The 15,939-nt window shown below is 70.9% G+C and carries 15 protein-coding genes; 6 read left to right on the top strand and 9 right to left on the bottom strand.

All coding sequences use genetic code 11. The annotated features are described in order from the left end of the window. Positions 1-36 precede the first annotated feature (36 nt). Positions 37-873: a glycosyltransferase family 2 protein gene (locus AC1DXT_RS16195; protein ID WP_477062331.1), complete on the bottom strand. Its 837-nt coding sequence runs from the start codon at positions 871-873 to the stop codon at positions 37-39. A gap of 336 nt (positions 874-1,209) precedes the next feature. Here AC1DXT_RS16195 and AC1DXT_RS16190 point away from each other — a divergent pair, with 336 nt between their 5' ends. The 4 genes from AC1DXT_RS16190 to AC1DXT_RS16175 all read left to right on the top strand — a co-directional run bounded on the left by AC1DXT_RS16190 (position 1,210) and on the right by AC1DXT_RS16175 (position 7,002). Then, a complete protein-coding gene (locus AC1DXT_RS16190) occupies positions 1,210-2,304 on the top strand; it encodes a flavin-containing monooxygenase (protein ID WP_477062330.1) in 1,095 nt (364 codons plus the stop codon). Positions 2,305-2,349: 45 nt separating this feature from the next. After that, positions 2,350-3,975: a LuxR C-terminal-related transcriptional regulator gene (locus AC1DXT_RS16185; RefSeq protein ID WP_477062329.1), complete on the top strand. Its 1,626-nt coding sequence runs from the start codon at positions 2,350-2,352 to the stop codon at positions 3,973-3,975. Positions 3,976-4,295: 320 nt separating this feature from the next. Continuing rightward, positions 4,296-4,607, top strand: a complete 312-nt coding sequence (locus AC1DXT_RS16180) for a hypothetical protein (RefSeq protein WP_477062328.1) — start codon at positions 4,296-4,298, stop codon at positions 4,605-4,607. A 496-nt stretch (positions 4,608-5,103) separates the two neighbouring features. Then, a complete protein-coding gene (locus AC1DXT_RS16175) occupies positions 5,104-7,002 on the top strand; it encodes an acyl-CoA dehydrogenase family protein (protein ID WP_477062327.1) in 1,899 nt (632 codons plus the stop codon). A 515-nt stretch (positions 7,003-7,517) separates the two neighbouring features. Here AC1DXT_RS16175 and AC1DXT_RS16170 read toward each other — a convergent pair. The 3 genes from AC1DXT_RS16170 to AC1DXT_RS16160 are packed head-to-tail and all read right to left on the bottom strand — an operon-like array spanning position 7,518 to position 10,051. Beyond that, a complete protein-coding gene (locus AC1DXT_RS16170; RefSeq protein WP_477062326.1) occupies positions 7,518-7,910 on the bottom strand; it encodes an arsenate-mycothiol transferase ArsC in 393 nt (130 codons plus the stop codon). After that, the gene (locus AC1DXT_RS16165) at positions 7,907-9,292 is read right to left on the bottom strand and encodes an FAD-dependent oxidoreductase (protein ID WP_477062325.1); all 1,386 of its coding nucleotides are present in this window, start codon (positions 9,290-9,292) and stop codon (positions 7,907-7,909) included. Before AC1DXT_RS16165 ends, AC1DXT_RS16170 begins: the two co-directional genes overlap by 4 nt. A 15-nt stretch (positions 9,293-9,307) precedes the next feature. After that, on the bottom strand, positions 9,308-10,051 hold the full coding sequence (locus AC1DXT_RS16160; RefSeq protein WP_477062324.1) for an aquaporin: 744 nt from the start codon (positions 10,049-10,051) through the stop codon (positions 9,308-9,310). Between the two features lie 46 nt (positions 10,052-10,097). Between AC1DXT_RS16160 and AC1DXT_RS16155 the strand changes: the two genes are divergently transcribed. Then, a complete protein-coding gene (locus AC1DXT_RS16155) occupies positions 10,098-10,772 on the top strand; it encodes an arsenate reductase/protein-tyrosine-phosphatase family protein (RefSeq protein WP_477062323.1) in 675 nt (224 codons plus the stop codon). A 22-nt stretch (positions 10,773-10,794) separates the two neighbouring features. Continuing rightward, on the top strand, positions 10,795-11,445 hold the full coding sequence (locus tag AC1DXT_RS16150; RefSeq protein ID WP_477062322.1) for an arsenate reductase ArsC: 651 nt from the start codon (positions 10,795-10,797) through the stop codon (positions 11,443-11,445). Between the two features lie 96 nt (positions 11,446-11,541). Here AC1DXT_RS16150 and ppk2 read toward each other — a convergent pair whose 3' ends face one another. The 5 genes from ppk2 to AC1DXT_RS16125 all read right to left on the bottom strand — a co-directional run bounded on the left by ppk2 (position 11,542) and on the right by AC1DXT_RS16125 (position 15,895). Further along, on the bottom strand, positions 11,542-12,471 hold the full coding sequence (ppk2, locus tag AC1DXT_RS16145; RefSeq protein ID WP_477062321.1) for a polyphosphate kinase 2: 930 nt from the start codon (positions 12,469-12,471) through the stop codon (positions 11,542-11,544). 180 nt (positions 12,472-12,651) lie between these two features. After that, the gene (locus AC1DXT_RS16140; RefSeq protein ID WP_477062320.1) at positions 12,652-12,780 is read right to left on the bottom strand and encodes a zinc finger domain-containing protein; all 129 of its coding nucleotides are present in this window, start codon (positions 12,778-12,780) and stop codon (positions 12,652-12,654) included. A gap of 295 nt (positions 12,781-13,075) precedes the next feature. Further along, entirely contained in the window at positions 13,076-13,351 is a 276-nt protein-coding gene (locus tag AC1DXT_RS16135) for a hypothetical protein (RefSeq protein ID WP_477062319.1), read from the bottom strand. Positions 13,352-13,451: 100 nt separating this feature from the next. Further along, on the bottom strand, positions 13,452-14,216 hold the full coding sequence (locus AC1DXT_RS16130) for a phosphate ABC transporter ATP-binding protein (protein WP_246280558.1): 765 nt from the start codon (positions 14,214-14,216) through the stop codon (positions 13,452-13,454). Between the two features lie 131 nt (positions 14,217-14,347). Continuing rightward, entirely contained in the window at positions 14,348-15,895 is a 1,548-nt protein-coding gene (locus AC1DXT_RS16125; RefSeq protein WP_477062318.1) for a hypothetical protein, read from the bottom strand. Positions 15,896-15,939: the final 44 nt, after the last annotated feature.

Genomic DNA, 15,939 nt, shown 5'->3' with positions numbered 1-15,939 from the left:
GGTCCGGCTGCGACGACGACGGCCTCGAGGAGGCGGTCAGCCCCGGCGGACGGCGATCCGGACGGCCGCGGCCATGCCGCCGTCGCCGTACGTGACCTCCCCGACCGGCAGCGACCCGTCCGCGGCCACGAGGTCCTCCCACCGGCCGGCGGCGTCCATGGCGCGGGCCTCGAGCGCCAGCAGCACCTCCCGCAGGTGCCGCTCGAAGACGGCGCGATGCTTGTCGACGATCCGGCCGTAGAGCTCCAGCCGGGAGTCCATGGAGCGGACGTTCGCGGACGCGGGCGCCGTCCGGTACTCGATGAGCGGCTCGGGCACGACGGTGACGTGCCCACCATCGCCGACGAGCGACAAGAAGAAGTCCCAGTCCTCGAACCCGCTGCGCATGTCCTCGTCGTAGCCGCCACACGCACGCCAGGCGTCGCGACGGACCACGGCGGACGCAGGGCAGGCGTTGCGGTGCAGGAAGTCGACCGCCGACCCTCCGCGAGGCCGGACGACCGCGTCGATCACGCCGTGCGCATGCAGCCACGACGAGGCGGCACGTGCGCCGGGGTCACCCTCCAGGACCGCGACCGTCCGCTCGAGGAACGTCGGCGCGAGGCGGTCGTCGCCGTCCAGCACGGCCACGAGGTCGGTCCCAGCAGCGGCGATCCCCGCGTTCCGGGCTGCGCCGACCCCACGGTTGGACTGACGCAGCACCCTGACCCGAGCGTCCCTCTGGAGCCGCTCGATGACGTCGACCGACTCGTCGTCGGTCGAGCCGTCGTCGACCACGATGACGGCATCCGGGACGCGGGTCTGGCGCAGGACCGACTCGACCGCTTCGGCGACCAGTCCGCCCTGGTCGAACGCGGTGACGATGACGCTCACGCTCAGCACGCCTCATGCTGGCACGAGCGGCCCGGTCGCGGGCCCCGACGTGCTCAGGGGATCCCGGCGTGGCCTCTGACCAGCACAGGGATTCGAGCCCCTGACCCCTTGCAGCACCGCGATGCACTCGGATCCGTCAGTCAGTCTCGGTGTACGTCACTGAACCGTCCGCTGCCACGACGAGCTCGGTGCGCGGACAGGCAGGCTGACTCGGAAACAGTCGACGGGTGCGTGATTCTTCCCACTACGGAACGGAGAAGATGCGCAATCGTGCCGACGCGATGCCCGACCCCGCGCTCTTAGCGTGCTGCCGTCCAGCAACGACGGGAGCACGTCATGAACAACCAACGCATCGAGACCCTGGTGATCGGTGCCGGCCAGTCTGGCCTCGCCACGGGCTACCACCTGCAGCGGCTCGAACGCCCGTTCCTGATCGTCGACGGGAACCCCCGCGTCGGGGACGGCTGGCGCCGACACTGGGACACGCTGAGGCTCTACAGCCCGGCGAAGTATGACGCGCTCCCCGGCCTCAGCTGGCCGGCGGCGCCCTGGTCGTTCCCCGGCAAGGACGAGGTCGCGGACTACCTGGAGAAGTACGCGATCCACCACGACCTCCCGGTGCGGACGAGCACCCACGTCGACCGGCTCGAGGCGAGACCCGAGGGTGGCTACCGCGCTGTGCTCGGCGAGGACACGGTCACCTGTGACAACGTGGTCGTCGCCACGGGCACGTTTGGACGAACGCCGTACGTCCCGGCCTTCGCCGCCGACTTCGACCCGTCCATCCAGCAGCTGCACTCGTGCGAGTACCAGCGTCCGTCGCAGATCTCCGCGGGTCCTGTGCTCGTCGTGGGCGCCTCGCACTCGGGGTGCGACATCGCCTACGAGGTGGCCGAGCACCTACCCACCACGCTGGTCGGGCGGGACTGCGGGCAGATCCCGTTCCGGTGGGACCGGAAGCCATTGCGGATCGGCTTCCCCGCGGTCGTCCTCATGTGGCAGCACGTGCTCACCCGGCGCACGCCCATAGGACGCAAGGCGCTCGACGAGGTCCGGCACCACGGCGGACCGATGACCCGGGTCAAGCGGGAGGATCTCGCCCGGCGGGGCGTCGAACGAATCACCCAGCGGGTCGCCGGCGTCGACGGCGGGCGACCGGTGCTGGACGACGGCCGGGTGATCCCCGCCTCGACGGTGATCTGGTGCACCGGCTTCCAGCAGGTCTTCGACTGGATCACGGTGCCGGTCTTCGGACCGGACGGATGGCCCGAGGAGTACCGCGGTGTCGTCGAGAAGGCTCCCGGGATGTTCTTCTGCGGCCTCTCCTTCCAGTACGCCTTCAGCTCCATGGTGCTGGTGGGCGTCGGGCGCGACGCGGAGTACGTCGCGCGCCAGATCGCCGGGAGGGCCGACGCCTTGACGGCTGCCTGACGGGTCGTACGCGCACGTCCTAACATCAGAAGTGGGTGGTGCGCCGTGGGAGTGGTCGACGATCTGGAACGAGCACGGGAGGCGTACGAGCGCCGCGAGTGGGTGGCCGCGTACGACGCCCTCTCGGATGCCGACGACACCGCCCTCGGCGCACAGGACTTCTCTCGGCTGGCGATCGCGGCCTACCTCCTGGGCCGGCAGAACGACTGCGTCCAGGCCTTGCAACGGGCCTACAAGGCGCACATCGACGCCGGCGAGACCGTGCCCGCGGTCCGCATCGGATTCTGGCTCTCGATGGTGCTCCTCGAGAACGGCGAGTCCGCCGTCGGGGCCGGCTGGGTCGGCCGCTGCCGCCGGCTCTTGGAGCAGGTTCGCGGCGACGTCGTGGAGCGGGGGTACGTCCTGGTTCCCGTGATGATGCGCCACATCTACGCGGGCGAGTTCGAGCCGGCGTCGAAGCTGGCTGAGGAGATCACGGAGTACGGGCGGAGGTTCAGCGACGCCGACCTGCTCGCCCAGGGGCTCAACGCGCAGGGCCGGATGCTGATGTACGCAGGTCGCGTGCCGGAGGGCATGTCGCTGCTGGACGAGGCGATGATCGGCATCTCGATGGGTGAGGTCTCCCCTATCGCCGCGGGCCACGTGTACTGCTCGCTCATCGAGGCGTGCCAGGAGGTCTCCGACTACGGGCGCGCCGCGGAGTGGACCGCCGCCCTGACCCGGTGGATCGAGGAACAGCCCGGCCTGGTTCCCTTTACGGGTCAGTGCGCGATCCACCGCGGGCAGATCATGGCGATTCGTGGCGCCTTCCGTGCGGCGCTCGAGGAGTTCGACCGCGCTACGCGCACGTACCTCGATTCCGGGACCCCGTGGCCCGCGGGACTGGCACTGGCCGAGGCTGGCAACCTGCATCGCATCTGCGGCGACCTGGACGCGGCCGAGACGGACTACGAACGGGCGACCGGCTTCGGCTACGAGTCCCAGCCGGGCCTGGCGCTGCTGTGGCTCGCGCGGGGCCGCACCGCGGCCGCGACCAACGCCGTCCACCGCCTGCTGGCCGAGCCGCGGGACCCGGTCCACCGCTCCCAGCTGCTCGCCGGCTCGGTCGAGGTTCTGCTCGCGACCGGTGAGGTCAAGGAGGCGCGGGCCGTCGCCGACGAGCTGGCCGCGATCGCCGAGTCCTTCAGGTGCGCGGCACTGTCGGCCGCCGGGCACCAGGCACGAGCGAGCTGCCTGCTCAGCGCCGGAGATCCCGGTGCGGCCGCCCTGGAGGCTCGCAGCGCGGCGTCCCTGTGGCGCTCGCTCGACGCCCCGTACGACGCCGCACGCTGCCAGGTGCTCCTCGGACGTGCACTGTGGGATCTGGGCGACGGCGACTCGGCTGTCGCCGAGCTCGGCCAGGCGCGCCGCGTGTTCCAGGGTCTCGGGGCGGCTCCGGCGGAACGCGACGTGCTCCAGCTGATGCAAACGAGTCGTCCCGCGGGACTGACCGAACGCGAGGTCGAGGTGCTCCGGCTGGTGGCGACCGGCCGCAGCAACGCCGAGATCGCCGCCGCGCTCGTGCTGAGCGACAAGACTGTCGCACGGCACCTGTCGAACATCTACACGAAGCTGAGTGTCACATCCCGGACAGCCGCCGCCGCGTTCGCGTTCGAGAACGGGCTCGCCTGACACGTGCCGGCCCGTCGGACCACGAATCCGGTGATCGCTCCATCACCTCAGGTCGCTCGCAGATCCGCGTGCCAGGTTCGACAGATGACCCATGCCACCTTCCGCAGTTCTACGTGATTCTCCCGATGCGGCAGGACGCGCCGCGCCACGACCGTGGAGCGAGGCAAAGCGTTGGAGGACCCCATGGAGTCATCAACGAGGACAGCACTGCCGGCCTCCGCGGCCGCCTCGAGCCGGGTCGACGAGCCCGATGCCGCAGCGGCCGACGCTGCCCCGAGCTGCGAACCGCGCTGGGGATCGGGGCAAGGCGGAGGCCCGCCGTGAACACGTTCGCCGCGATCGCCGGCCTCACTGGCTCGGTGGTCTCCCTGGTGCTCTGGTGGCCCCAGGCCTTGGTGGTCTGGCACAGCCGGGGTGACCCGGACCGACTCCGCGGGGTGTCCATGACCTCGCAGGTCTTGCTGTTCCTGAACGCGGTGATCTGGGGTGCCTACGCAGCGTCCACCCAGTCCCTGTGGGTCGGTGCACCAGGGTTGGTCAACGCACCGCTCGCCCTGCTCACGATCGGAGTCCTGCGGAAGGCCCACGGGCATGCCGAGTCCCTGACCTCCCGGCGCCAGGCGAGAACATGAACGCACCGAACGGGTGCACCCGGGGTCAGAGGTGCTCGGTGTGCGGCAGACCCCGCTGAGCTGACGGCGGCCGTCCTTGACTCGAGGCGCTCACAGGCCGAGGTCGCGGCTGGTGGTGATGGTGAGGGCCTCCATGGGGCGGAGGTAGTGCTCGACGGGGTCAAACCGGTGGGCAGGGACGCGGATGCGGGAAGTGTGGGCATGGCCCAGTACCCGCGGTCCCGAGAGCGCAGGAAAGATCCCATGAATTGTCCACCGCGGCCGCTCACCTCTCGCCGACCGCCAACCGAGGTGCCCTCCTCTCCCGGGAGGTGCCCTGCTCCTCCCAACGTGAGCAGGAGGAAGGCGCCGGCAGCTCACATGCGACACGCGGCTCGGGTACGACGTCGCACCGGAGGGCCCGCCGTCCGCAGGGAGCGCACCCGCGCGACCGGTCGGTAGCATCGACATCGAGCGGCTGGCCCGTTCGGTGCGGGTCCCGCTGAGGAGGCTCGTCATGAGCAGCGTCGCCGTAGACCAGACCCCCACCGCCGGTGAGCGGAAGGCTCGTGAGGTCGCCGAGGCGGCCCGGGAGCGGCAGTGGACCCGACCGAGCTTCGCCAAGGGGCTGTACCTCGGCGCATTCGACGTCGGGCTCATCCACCCCTACCCGGCGTCCGACCCGGACGCCGCGGCGCGCGGGGCGGTGTTCCGCCAGGCGTTGCTCGAGGTGTGCAGGACCATCGACGGCCTGGCGATCGAGCGCGAGGACCAGGTCCCCGATGAGGTGATCGACGCGCTGCGGCGCGTCGGCGCGTTCGGCATGAAGATCCCGCAGCGGTACGGCGGCCTGGGACTGTCGCTCGTCGACTACTGCAGGTCCTTGATGCTGGTCAGCACGGTCCACCCGAGTCTGGCCGCGCTGCTGTCTGCGCACCAGTCGATCGGTGTGCCCGAACCCGTGCACCTGTTCGGCAGCCCCGAGCAGAAGCAGGCGTTCCTGCCGCGCTGCGCCGCGGGCGCGATCTCCGCGTTCCTGCTCACGGAGCCCGACGTCGGGTCGGACCCCGCCCGGCTCGGCACCACCGCCAACCCGATGGACGACGGGACGGCGTACCTGCTGGACGGCGTGAAGCTGTGGACCACCAACGGTCCGATCGCCGAGCTGCTGGTGGTCATGGCCGTCGTCCCGCCGCACGACAACGAGCGCGGCGGCATCAGTGCATTCGTTGTCGAAGCCTCCACCCCGGGGATCACCATCGAGCACCGCAACCGGTTCATGGGGCTGCGCGGGATGGAGAACGGCGTCACCCGGTTCCGGCAGGTGCGGGTGCCGGCGGCCAACCGGCTAGGACGCGAGGGCGAGGGTTTGAAGATCGCGCTGACCACCCTCAACACCGGCCGCCTGTCGATCCCGGCGATCTGCGCCGGCGGCAGCAAGTGGGCGCTGTCCATAGCACGGCAGTGGTCTGCCGAGCGGGTGCAGTGGGGCCGGCCGGTGGGCGAGCACGAGGCGATCGGGTCCAAGCTGGCCTTTATCGCTGCCACGACGTTCGCGCTGGAGTCGGTGTGCGATCTGTCCGCGCGGCTGGCCGACGCCGGCCAGAAGGATGTGCGCATCGAGGCGGCCCTGGCCAAGCTGTGGGCCAGCGAGATGGGCTACCGCGTGGCCGACGAGTTGGTGCAGATCCGCGGCGGGCGCGGGTACGAGACCGCCGACTCGCTGGCGGCGCGGGGTGAGCGGGCGGTCCCCGCCGAGCAGCTGCTTCGGGACATGCGGATCAACCGCATCTTCGAAGGCTCGTCGGAGATCATGCGCCTGCTGATCGCCCGCGAGGCCGTGGACACCCACCTGGCCGCCGCGGGCGACCTCGCGTCCCGCGACGCGTCCCTCGGCGCCAAGACACGCGCAGCCGTCGGCGCCAGCCGCTTCTACGCCCGCTGGTTCCCAACCTTGCTGACCGGGCAAGGCTCCAGGCCCAGCGCCTACGGCAACTTCGGTGCGCTGGCCCGCCACGTGCGCTTCATCGAGCGGTCGTCCCGCTCGCTGGCACGGCACACCTTCTACGCGATGGCCCGCTACCAGGCCCGCCTCGACCGCAAGCAGGTGCTGCTGGGTCACATCGTCGACATCGGCGCCGAACTGTTCGCCATGTCCGCCGTGTGCACCCGGGCGACCGCGATGCGCCACGAAGACCCAGCCGTCGGCCGCAACGCGATCGAGCTCGCCGACGCCTTCTGCGCCCAGTCCCGCCTCCGGGTCGAGGGGCTGTTCCGGAGCCTCCGCGGCTCCACCGCCGCGTCCGACGACCGGCTGGCCGGCGCCGTGATGGCCGGCCGGCTGCGGTGGGTCGAGGACGGCATCGTCGACGCATCCGAGGGCACCGGCCCATGGATCGCCACCCGGACGCCGTGACCGGGAACGCGTCCTGCAAGGGCATCAGCCTGTGCGAGAGACGGCCATCGTGTCGGCCGGATGTGACGGCGCCGCGGCCCGTCAGAGCGATGGCTGGACTCCGGTCAGAGCCTCGACACTTGAACCCCTTGCACGGCATGGGCTTCAAGTCACGCAGCTCGTGCCTCTGACCAGCAAGGACGCACCCGCCAAGCCGCCGCCTAGAGTGTCCAACTCCTGTCCAATGCACGCTGCGCGACCCCTCAGCGAGGACTGAGTCCCTCTCCGGCGGGGAGCAACCGAGCATCCTCGCCTTCTCACAGTCGAGTTTGCGCTCGATCCGGCACCGTCACGAGCATGTGCTCGACGACGCGCAACGAAACGACCACGGGTGGGTTCTCTCGGGTTCGCTGCGTCGGAGCCCGTGCGTCGCGGACGGTCAGGGAGAAGCCGCACGTTCGATCCGTTCTGTGAAGACGCGGCGGGCGCCGGCGAGGCCGCCGCGGACGGGCACGCGCGCGGGCACAACCTCGGAATCAAGGCACAGCACGCTCGCGCTCGAGTAGGTCCGTGATCATGTCGTTGATGTGGTTTCGCAACGGGCGGATGCCGTCGACGTCCCAGGTGGCCGGGTCGGGAAGGGGCCAGACCTCGACCCGTCCGTGGGTTGGCAGGTCGAGGCCGGGCTTGAGCGCGACGATCACGTCCGCCTGCGCGGCGAGATCAGCCGTCAGGAGCCGCGGAACCTCACTGCTGCGGTCGATCCCGACCTCGGCCAGGGAGGCGAGCACGGTCGCGCTCACTGCGGCGTCGGGGTCGGTGCCGGCGGAGATCACGGTGACGTCGGAGTCGGCGCTCGCGGCCGCCAGACCGGCCGCGAGCTGGGACCGGCCGGCGTTGTGGACGCAGACGAACAGGATCGTGGTCATGCGGATGCTCCCGTGGATCGGTGACGACGGACCCAGTCCTGTGTGGCCATCTGGACGGCGTCCCACGGCGAGCCGAGGGGTGGCGTGTAGGACAGGTCGAGCTCGCTGACGGCCTCGACGCTCATCTCGTGGAAGAGCGCGGCGGCGAACGTGTCGACGCGCTTGGCGGTCTGCGTGGTCAGCCCACCGACGAGCTGGGCGCCGAGCAGCCGACCGGTGGTGGCGTCGCCGGTGACGCGGATAAAGATCGGTTGCGCTCCGGGGTAGTACCGCTTGTGGTCGTCGGGGGTGGATTGCGTCGTCAGGGTCACATGACCGGCCTCGGCGGCGTCGCGGTCGCGCAGTCCGGTGCGGGCTGCAACCAGGTCGAACACCTTCACCACCTGGGTGCCCAGACTTCCGGCATAGCGGGCGGACCCGCCGAGGGCGTTCTCCCCTGCGACCCGTCCCTGTTTGTGGGCGGTGGTCCCGAGAGGGAGGTACGTGCGGCCGAGGAGCCGGTGGTGGGTAATCACGCAGTCGCCCGCCGCCCACACGGCGTCGAGGTTCGTGCGCATGTCCGGTCCGACGTCGACCGCCCCCGCAGGCCCGGTGGAGGCGCCCGCCGCGACGAGGAGGTCCGCGTCGGGACGGACGCCCGCGACGACCAGCACCAGGTCGACGTCCCACGAGACCGGCTCACCATCGGCATCCTGCGCGTCCACGTGGAGCCCGTCGTCGCGCCGGGCGATCCTTGTGACAGTGGTGCCGGTGTGGACGTCGACGCCGTGGCGCACCAGCTCGGCGCGCACGAGGGCGCCGAGCTCGGCGTCCACGGTCGGCAGGACCTCGGGGAGGCGCTCGACCTGCGTGACCTCGATCCCTCGCGTGGTGAGTCCCTCGGCCATCTCCAGGCCGACGTAGCCGGCTCCCACGATCAGCGCGCGCCGCGGTCCGGCACGGTCCAGCGTGGCGACCAGGTCGAAGGTGTCCCCCATCGTGTGCAGCAGGTGGACGCCGTCCTGCGGACCGAGGTCGTCGAGCCCGTCGATCGGCGGGCGCACGGGTACGGCGCCCGTTCCGACGACGAGGGCGTCGTAGCCGAGCCACGCCTCGCCGTCGCCGTCGCGGACGCGCAGACGGCGTGCGGGGACGTCGATTCCCGTCGCGCGGGTCTCCAGGCGCAGTCGCATCCCCGTGGCTTCGAGGTCCTCGCGGGTGCGGTGGGCAAGGTTGCGCCAGTGCGTGACCTCGCCCGAGACGTAGTACGGGATGCCGCAGATGGAGTAGTTGGGGTAGGCGTCGGCGACGACGACGGTGACCTCGGTGGTCTCGTCGAGCTCGCGGGCGCGCAGGGCGGCGCTGATGCCTGCGTCACTGCCACCGACCACGACCAGGTGCATGGTGTGCCTTCCTCGTCAGTGCACGACGACGGGCAGGACCTGCTCCGCCGGGAGATCCCGTGGCGAACGTGCGGGGTAGAGCACGACCACCGCGACGACGCCGACGGCGGCACCGACCACCTGGGCGAGCAGGAACGGCGGCACAGAGCCGGGTGCGATGCCGGCGAAGGTGTCGGAGAACATCCGTCCGACGGTGACGGCAGGGTTCGCGAACGAGGTCGAGGAGGTGAACCAGTACGCGGCCCCGATCCAGGCGGCGACGGCGGCCGGCACGAGAGCGGGTCGACTGCTGCGCACCAGGGCGAAGATCACCAGCACGAGCCCGGCCGTCGCGACGACCTCACCCACCAGGAGCCCACCGCCGGTCCGCTCGGTCGTGGAGATCGCCGGGGCGACCTCGAACATGGCGTCGGCGAGCAGGGCACCCGCGACGCCTCCCGCGCACTGCGCGAGCACGTAGCCGGCGACCTCGAGCGGCGGGCGCCGCTCCGCACTCCCCCGCGACAGCACCCACTCGGCGCTCGTCACGACCGGGTTGAAGTGCGCCCCGGAAACCGGGCCGAACACCACGATCAGCACCGCCAGCCCGAGCACGGTCGTGGTCGAGTTCGCCAGAAGCTGGATGCCGACGTCGGCGCTCAGCGCGGTGGCCATGATCCCCGATCCGACCACCACGGCCACCAGCAGCAGGCTGCCGACAAGCTCGGCCGCCAGGCGGCGGGGCAGGGATGTGGGAACGGGTTGCTCGGCTCGGGTCACGGCGGCATCTTGACCCGGCAGGGATAACTCAGTCAATATTGACTCAATGAACACTGAGTGGCAGATGGAGATCGAGCGGCGCGCAGCACGGCACGCCGTTCTGGCCGACCCCGGTCGGCTGGCCGTCGTCGAGCTGCTCTCGCTCGGCGATCACTCCCCCTCGGAGCTCTCCGCCGAGCTCGGGATGGCGTCCAACCTCGTCGCGCACCACGTGGGGGTGCTCGTCGAGCACGGACTCGTCTCCCGGCGCCGCTCGGAGGGTGACCGGCGCAGGACGTACCTGCACCTGACGCCCGACGCGGCGATCATCCCCTCGGGTCGGACGGTGCCCCGCCCGCGTCGCGTGCTGTTCGTCTGCACCGCGAACTCCGCACGCTCCCACCTGGCCGCCGCCCTGTGGCACAGGACAAGCCGGATCACCGCGGCGTCCGCAGGCACGCACCCCGCCGCAACGGTGGCGCCCGGTGCGCTGGCCGCAGCCGCCCGCCACCACCTGCCCCTGCGCGACGCGAAGCCACGCCTGTTCGGCGACGTGCACCGCGACGGCGACCTCGTGGTGACCGTGTGCGACAACGCGCACGAGGAGATGAGCGGTGTCGCGGACCTGCACTGGTCGGTTCCCGACCCGGTCGCCGCCAACGAGGACGCGGCGTTCGACGCCGCACTCGAGGAGATCGCCCGTCGGGTCGACGACCTCGCTCCGCGCCTCGCCCCCGCCTGACACCGTCGAAGGAGACGACACCATGACCGCGCACGAGCGTCCCAACCTCCGCATCGACCAGCGGCACGCCCTGCTGACCGCCGCCGCGCGACTGGCGACGGACTTCCAGGGCGTCTTCGGCGTCGAGACCATCGACCGGTTCCTGACCTCGTCATACGACGAGTTCGCCGGGCGAGCCACCATTGCGAACTATCTGCCGCTGCTCGCCGAGCGCTTCGCCCGCCAACGCCTGCACGCCTTGGCCAAGGTCGAGGGCAAGAGCCACGACGGTCGGCCCGTCGTCCTGTTCCTCTGCGTGCACAACGCCGGTCGCTCTCAGATGGCGCTCGGATTCCTCCAGCACCACGCGGGCGACTCGATCGTCGGGTGGTCGGGCGGCTCCCAGCCCGGCGACGCGATCGAACCCGGCGCCGTCGCCGTCATGGCCGAACGCGGCATCGACATCGCCCGCGAGTACCCCAAGCCCTGGACCGACGAGATCGTCCGAGCTGCCGACGTCGTCATCACCATGGGCTGCGGTGACGCCTGCCCGATCTTCCCCGGCAAGCGCTACGAGGAATGGAACTTGGCCGATCCCATGTCGCTCGGGCTCGCTGACGTGCGGGCAGTCCGCGACGAGATCGAACGCAGGGTCCTCCGCCTGCTCGACTCTCTCGGAGTAGCGGCCGCCTGATCACGGCCCGCGCTTGTCGACGTCGATCCCCTCATCCCACCCCGGTCTGTGTTCAGACGACGGACACCGGTGCCCACGGTTCGCTAGACAGGCGGTTCAGTCGCCAACCGTGTTGCGGGCGCGCTGCACGATCAACGGGTCGACCTCGCCGACGACGTCCTCGTTCTTCCCGTCGTACGAGAACTGACTCAGGAAGTAGCGCATGGCGTTGAGCCGGGCGCGCTTCTTGTCGTTGCTCCGGATCATGATCCACGGCGCGTGATCGGTGTCCGTCCCGGCGAACATCGCCTCCTTCGCGGCTGAGTAGGACTCCCAGCGGCCGAGTGACTCGAGGTCCATCGGTGACAGCTTCCAGCGACGTACGGGATCGATCTGACGGATCGCGAACCGGGTGCGCTGCTCGCGGCGGGTGACCGAGAACCAGAACTTCGTCAGGTGCGTGCCGGCGTCGACGATGAGCCTCTCGAAGTCGGGAGCCTGGCGCATGAACTCCGCGTACTCGTTGTCGGAGCAGAACCCCATCACTCGCTCGACGCCGGCGCGGTTGTACCAGGACCGGTCGAACAGCACGATCTCGCCCTGCGTGGGGAAGTGCTGGACGTAGCGCTGGAAGTACCACTGACCCTGCTCGGTGGTGGTGGGCATGGTGAGCGCGACCACACGTGCTGCACGCGGGTTCAGGTGCTCGACGAACCGCTTGATCGTTCCGCCCTTGCCAGCCGCGTCGCGGCCTTCGAACACGATGATGTGCCGCTCGCCGTTGTCCTCCGCCCAGTACTGCAGCTTGAGGAGCTCGATCTGCAGGCGGTACTTCGCCTCCTCGTACTCCTCGCGGTCCATGAGCTCGCCGTAGGGGTAGTCCTCGCGCCACGTCTCGACCGCTGCGCCGCCCGGGTCGATGAGCACGGGATCCGCACCCTCGCCGCCGGCGACGCTGTAGCCCTCGGCTACGAGCCGGTCGATGTACTCGCGCAGATTGTCCTCGGCGTCAGGCTCTATGCGGTCGAGGTCGAACGTGGAGTCCATCGGGTCCTCCTGACAGACCGGCCGGGTGCGGCGATCGCGACATTCCATGATGACCACTCCGCAACGCACCACGCCCGGCCCAGCCCGGCAGCGTGCAACCGGGCGTGCGCTCGCTTGTTCCGATGTGCCTTGATGTGGTGGGCGCGGAGCTATGGCGGATCTCTCAGGCTCGGGCGCGACCTACTTCTTGCGGTCCGCGGCCTCGCGCCGCCGGCGGTGAGGGTCACGCTTCACGCGGTCGGCCGTGCGGCATGACTTTCCCGGTGCGGCTTGGCACCGGGGGCACTCAACATCCAACGGCTTGCTCATGCGCCGGACGATAGCCCAGCAAGATGAACTGCGCTGCCAGACCATTGGACCGATGGGCCTCTGCTGCGGGATACGCGCGGGGAGTCTCGGCAGTCGCCAAGTGCCCCGGCCCAGAGTCGTCCATGAGTTGTGAACTCAGCCCGAACGGAGGGCTTCCATCGTCTCGGCAGCATGGGCATTCTGGACGAGTGCATGACTTCTGTCTGACGTCCGTACACCCTGGACGCCGGACGGACCTCTGGGTCGTACGCGGCACGCCGCGACCGGGAGGTGGCACGTCCTCAGCGTGTCGGCGTCACGCCGAACGGATCGCCCCCCGGACGGCGGTCGACGGACCGAGCAGGCGGAGAACCGACGTCCCGTACTCGTCCTGGTGCTCGACGCTCACGGACAGCAGGCGGCCGCGCTGGTGGCTGTGTGCCCAGTCGGTGACATCGTCGATGTCCTCGGCGTCCAGCACGCGCCACGTCTCGACGTCGCCACCGTTCGTCCAGAACTCCACGACGTAGACGGGATCGGACACCGACACCCACGAGTAGCTGCCGCGGTCCCGCTCGACACGCACAGTCATGATCCCTCCTCCATGCAGAGCCCGATCGTGCCGCGCTCCCGTGAACTCACAGCGGACGTCTGGCCGGAGCTCGGTTGCAGGGAGACGAACACTCGGGCACTCACCCGAAGCGCCCACCGACGTAGGCGGCCGTGCGCTCGTCCTGCGGCGACTGGAACATGGCCTGCGTGTCGCCGTGCTCGACGATGACTCCAGGCGTGCCCTGCGAGGCGAGGAAGAACGCGCACTGCTGCGAGACCCGGGCGGCCTGCTGCATGTTGTGCGTGACGATCACGATCGTCACCTCCCGCGCGAGCTCCGTCATCGTCTCCTCGATGACGCGGGTCGACGTCGGGTCGAGCGCCGAGCACGGCTCGTCCATGAGCAGAACCCGCGGCCGGACGGCGAGGGACCGCGCGATGCAGAGCCGCTGCTGCTGGCCGCCCGACAGCCCGCCACCCGGTGCTCCGAGACGGTCACGGACCTCGCGCCAGAGACCCGCCTTGGTCAGCGACTCCTCGACGAGCTGGTCCTTGTCCGAGCTCGACGCGCGCACGCCCGTGAGCTTGAGGCCGGCGAGGACGTTCTCCTTGATGCTCATCGCCGGGAACGGGTTCGGCTTCTGGAACACCATGCCGATGTCCCGACGGGCCTGGGTCAGCCGCCGCGACGGGTCGTAGATGTCCTGTCCGTCGAGCAGGACCTCACCGGCGAGAGCGGCGGACGGCACCAGCTCGTGCATGCGGTTGAGGATCCGCAGGAACGTGGACTTGCCGCAGCCCGACGGGCCGATCAGCGCGGTGACGATGCCCGCGGGCATGGTCAGCGATACCCGGTCGAGGACCTGGTGCTTGCCGAACCACGCCGAGATCGACTGGGCGCGCAGCTCCGCGAGCCGGCTCGGGGCGAGGGACGGGGGGAGCTCGTGGACCGGCGCCGCGGCGAGCAGGCCGATCGAGCTGGGACGTCCGGCGGGCACGGGCGAGAGGACGACCGTGGAGTCGGACTGGTGGTTGCTCACGAGACTCCTCCCGCGCCGTTGGCGCGTGCGATGGCGCGGGCGGCGAGCGCCAGCGCGGCGAGGGCCCCGGCAGCGCCGAGGCCGAGCAGGGTCCACTGCACCGGTGTCCAGCGACGTGCGCCCGCGGTCCACACGAGGTCCGGCGGGGTCCCGGGGTCGGCGACGACGTCGACGGCCGGAATCACGTCCGCCCCGTCGACGGGGTCGGGCGCAGCCGACGTCGGGGCTGCGGACGAGGAGGACGGACGGCGTGGCCCTGCGGAGCTGCTCGTCCCGGAGCCCGGCGACCCCACGAAGACTGGCGGTCTCCCTGTCGTGCCGGGGGGCACGGTCAGCGTGAGCGAGCCGTCGTCCGAACCCGCCGCGAGGGCCGGAGGGGCGCTGCTGATCGCGGCCGCGGCGGTCAGCGCCAGGACGGCCAGCAGGACCAGTCCGGCGCCGAGGGCACGGGTGCCCCGCGCGGACGCGGTCTCGATCTCGTGGCGCGTCTCGGCAACCATCCGCTCCCAGTGCTCGGCACCCTCCCGGCGCCGGCGGCGCGTCCGGCGCACGAGGTACCAGACGGTCGCGGCGAGGAGTGCGACGAGGGCCAGCCCCGTCCACGAGACGCTCAGCACGGTGGTCCGCGCCGTGCTGGAGACGAGCGGGATCTCGGTGTCCGGCCCCGGCGCTGCGGCCATGTCGACGTCCACGACCGCGGTGGACACCCCGAGCGGCTCGACGCCCTCGAGAATCGAGACGACCGTGAAGGAGTCGCCTGGCATGACCTCCCGGGTCTGCTCGGCATCGAGCGACGCCAGCGTCCGACCGAACGGTCCGGTCACCCGGACGCGCGGGACGCCGACCACCTTGACGTTGCCGGTGTTGACCACCTCGTAGGTGACGGTCATCGGCGCCGAGGCGAACGGCACGAGGGATGCGTCGAACGTGCCGCTGACCTCCCGCACCTCGAGCGCAGGGGCCAGCTCTCCGGCCACCCGGAGGTTGAGCCTGACCGCCACCCGCGTGTCGACGAGCACCCCGGCGCTGGTGACCTGCGTCTGGACGGGTGAGACGACGATCCCGCCGGGGTGGTCGCCGGGCGAGGCCCCGGCTGGGACCGCCACCGTGAACGCGAGGGACGCGGTCGCCAGCGGCGGGATCGTGACCGTCGGGCTCGCGACACTCACCCACGCGCCCAGGTCGGTCGGCGGTTGGGCTGCCGGTGAGAGGTCGTAGCCGCCGGACGGCGTGTTGAACCCGTCGGCCCCGTACACCGCGAACTCGCGCTCGACCGTCGAGGAGTTCGTGATGAGCACGTGCTCCTCGACGGTCTCCCCCGCCGCCGCAGCGAGCTCGAACCTGGTCCGACCGTCGGCGGCGCCGGCCGCGCCCGCCGGCGTGACCGCCCAAGCCGCAGCGGTGTCGTCCGCGAGGGCGGCCGGGGCGGCGCAGACCGCGAGGAACGCCGTCAGCGCGACGGTGGCGGCGGCGAGCAGGGGGCGGTGGGCCGCCATGGGTTCTCCGATCGGGGTGGTGAGGAGTGCTCGGGTCGGACGTGCCACGGCCAGGGCTCCTCGACAGCTCGCGCGTCGAGGAGCCCCGGTCC

This window comes from Cellulomonas sp. P1_G12_2, from assembly GCF_056405535.1.
This window is presented reverse-complemented; position numbering and strand designations above follow the sequence as displayed.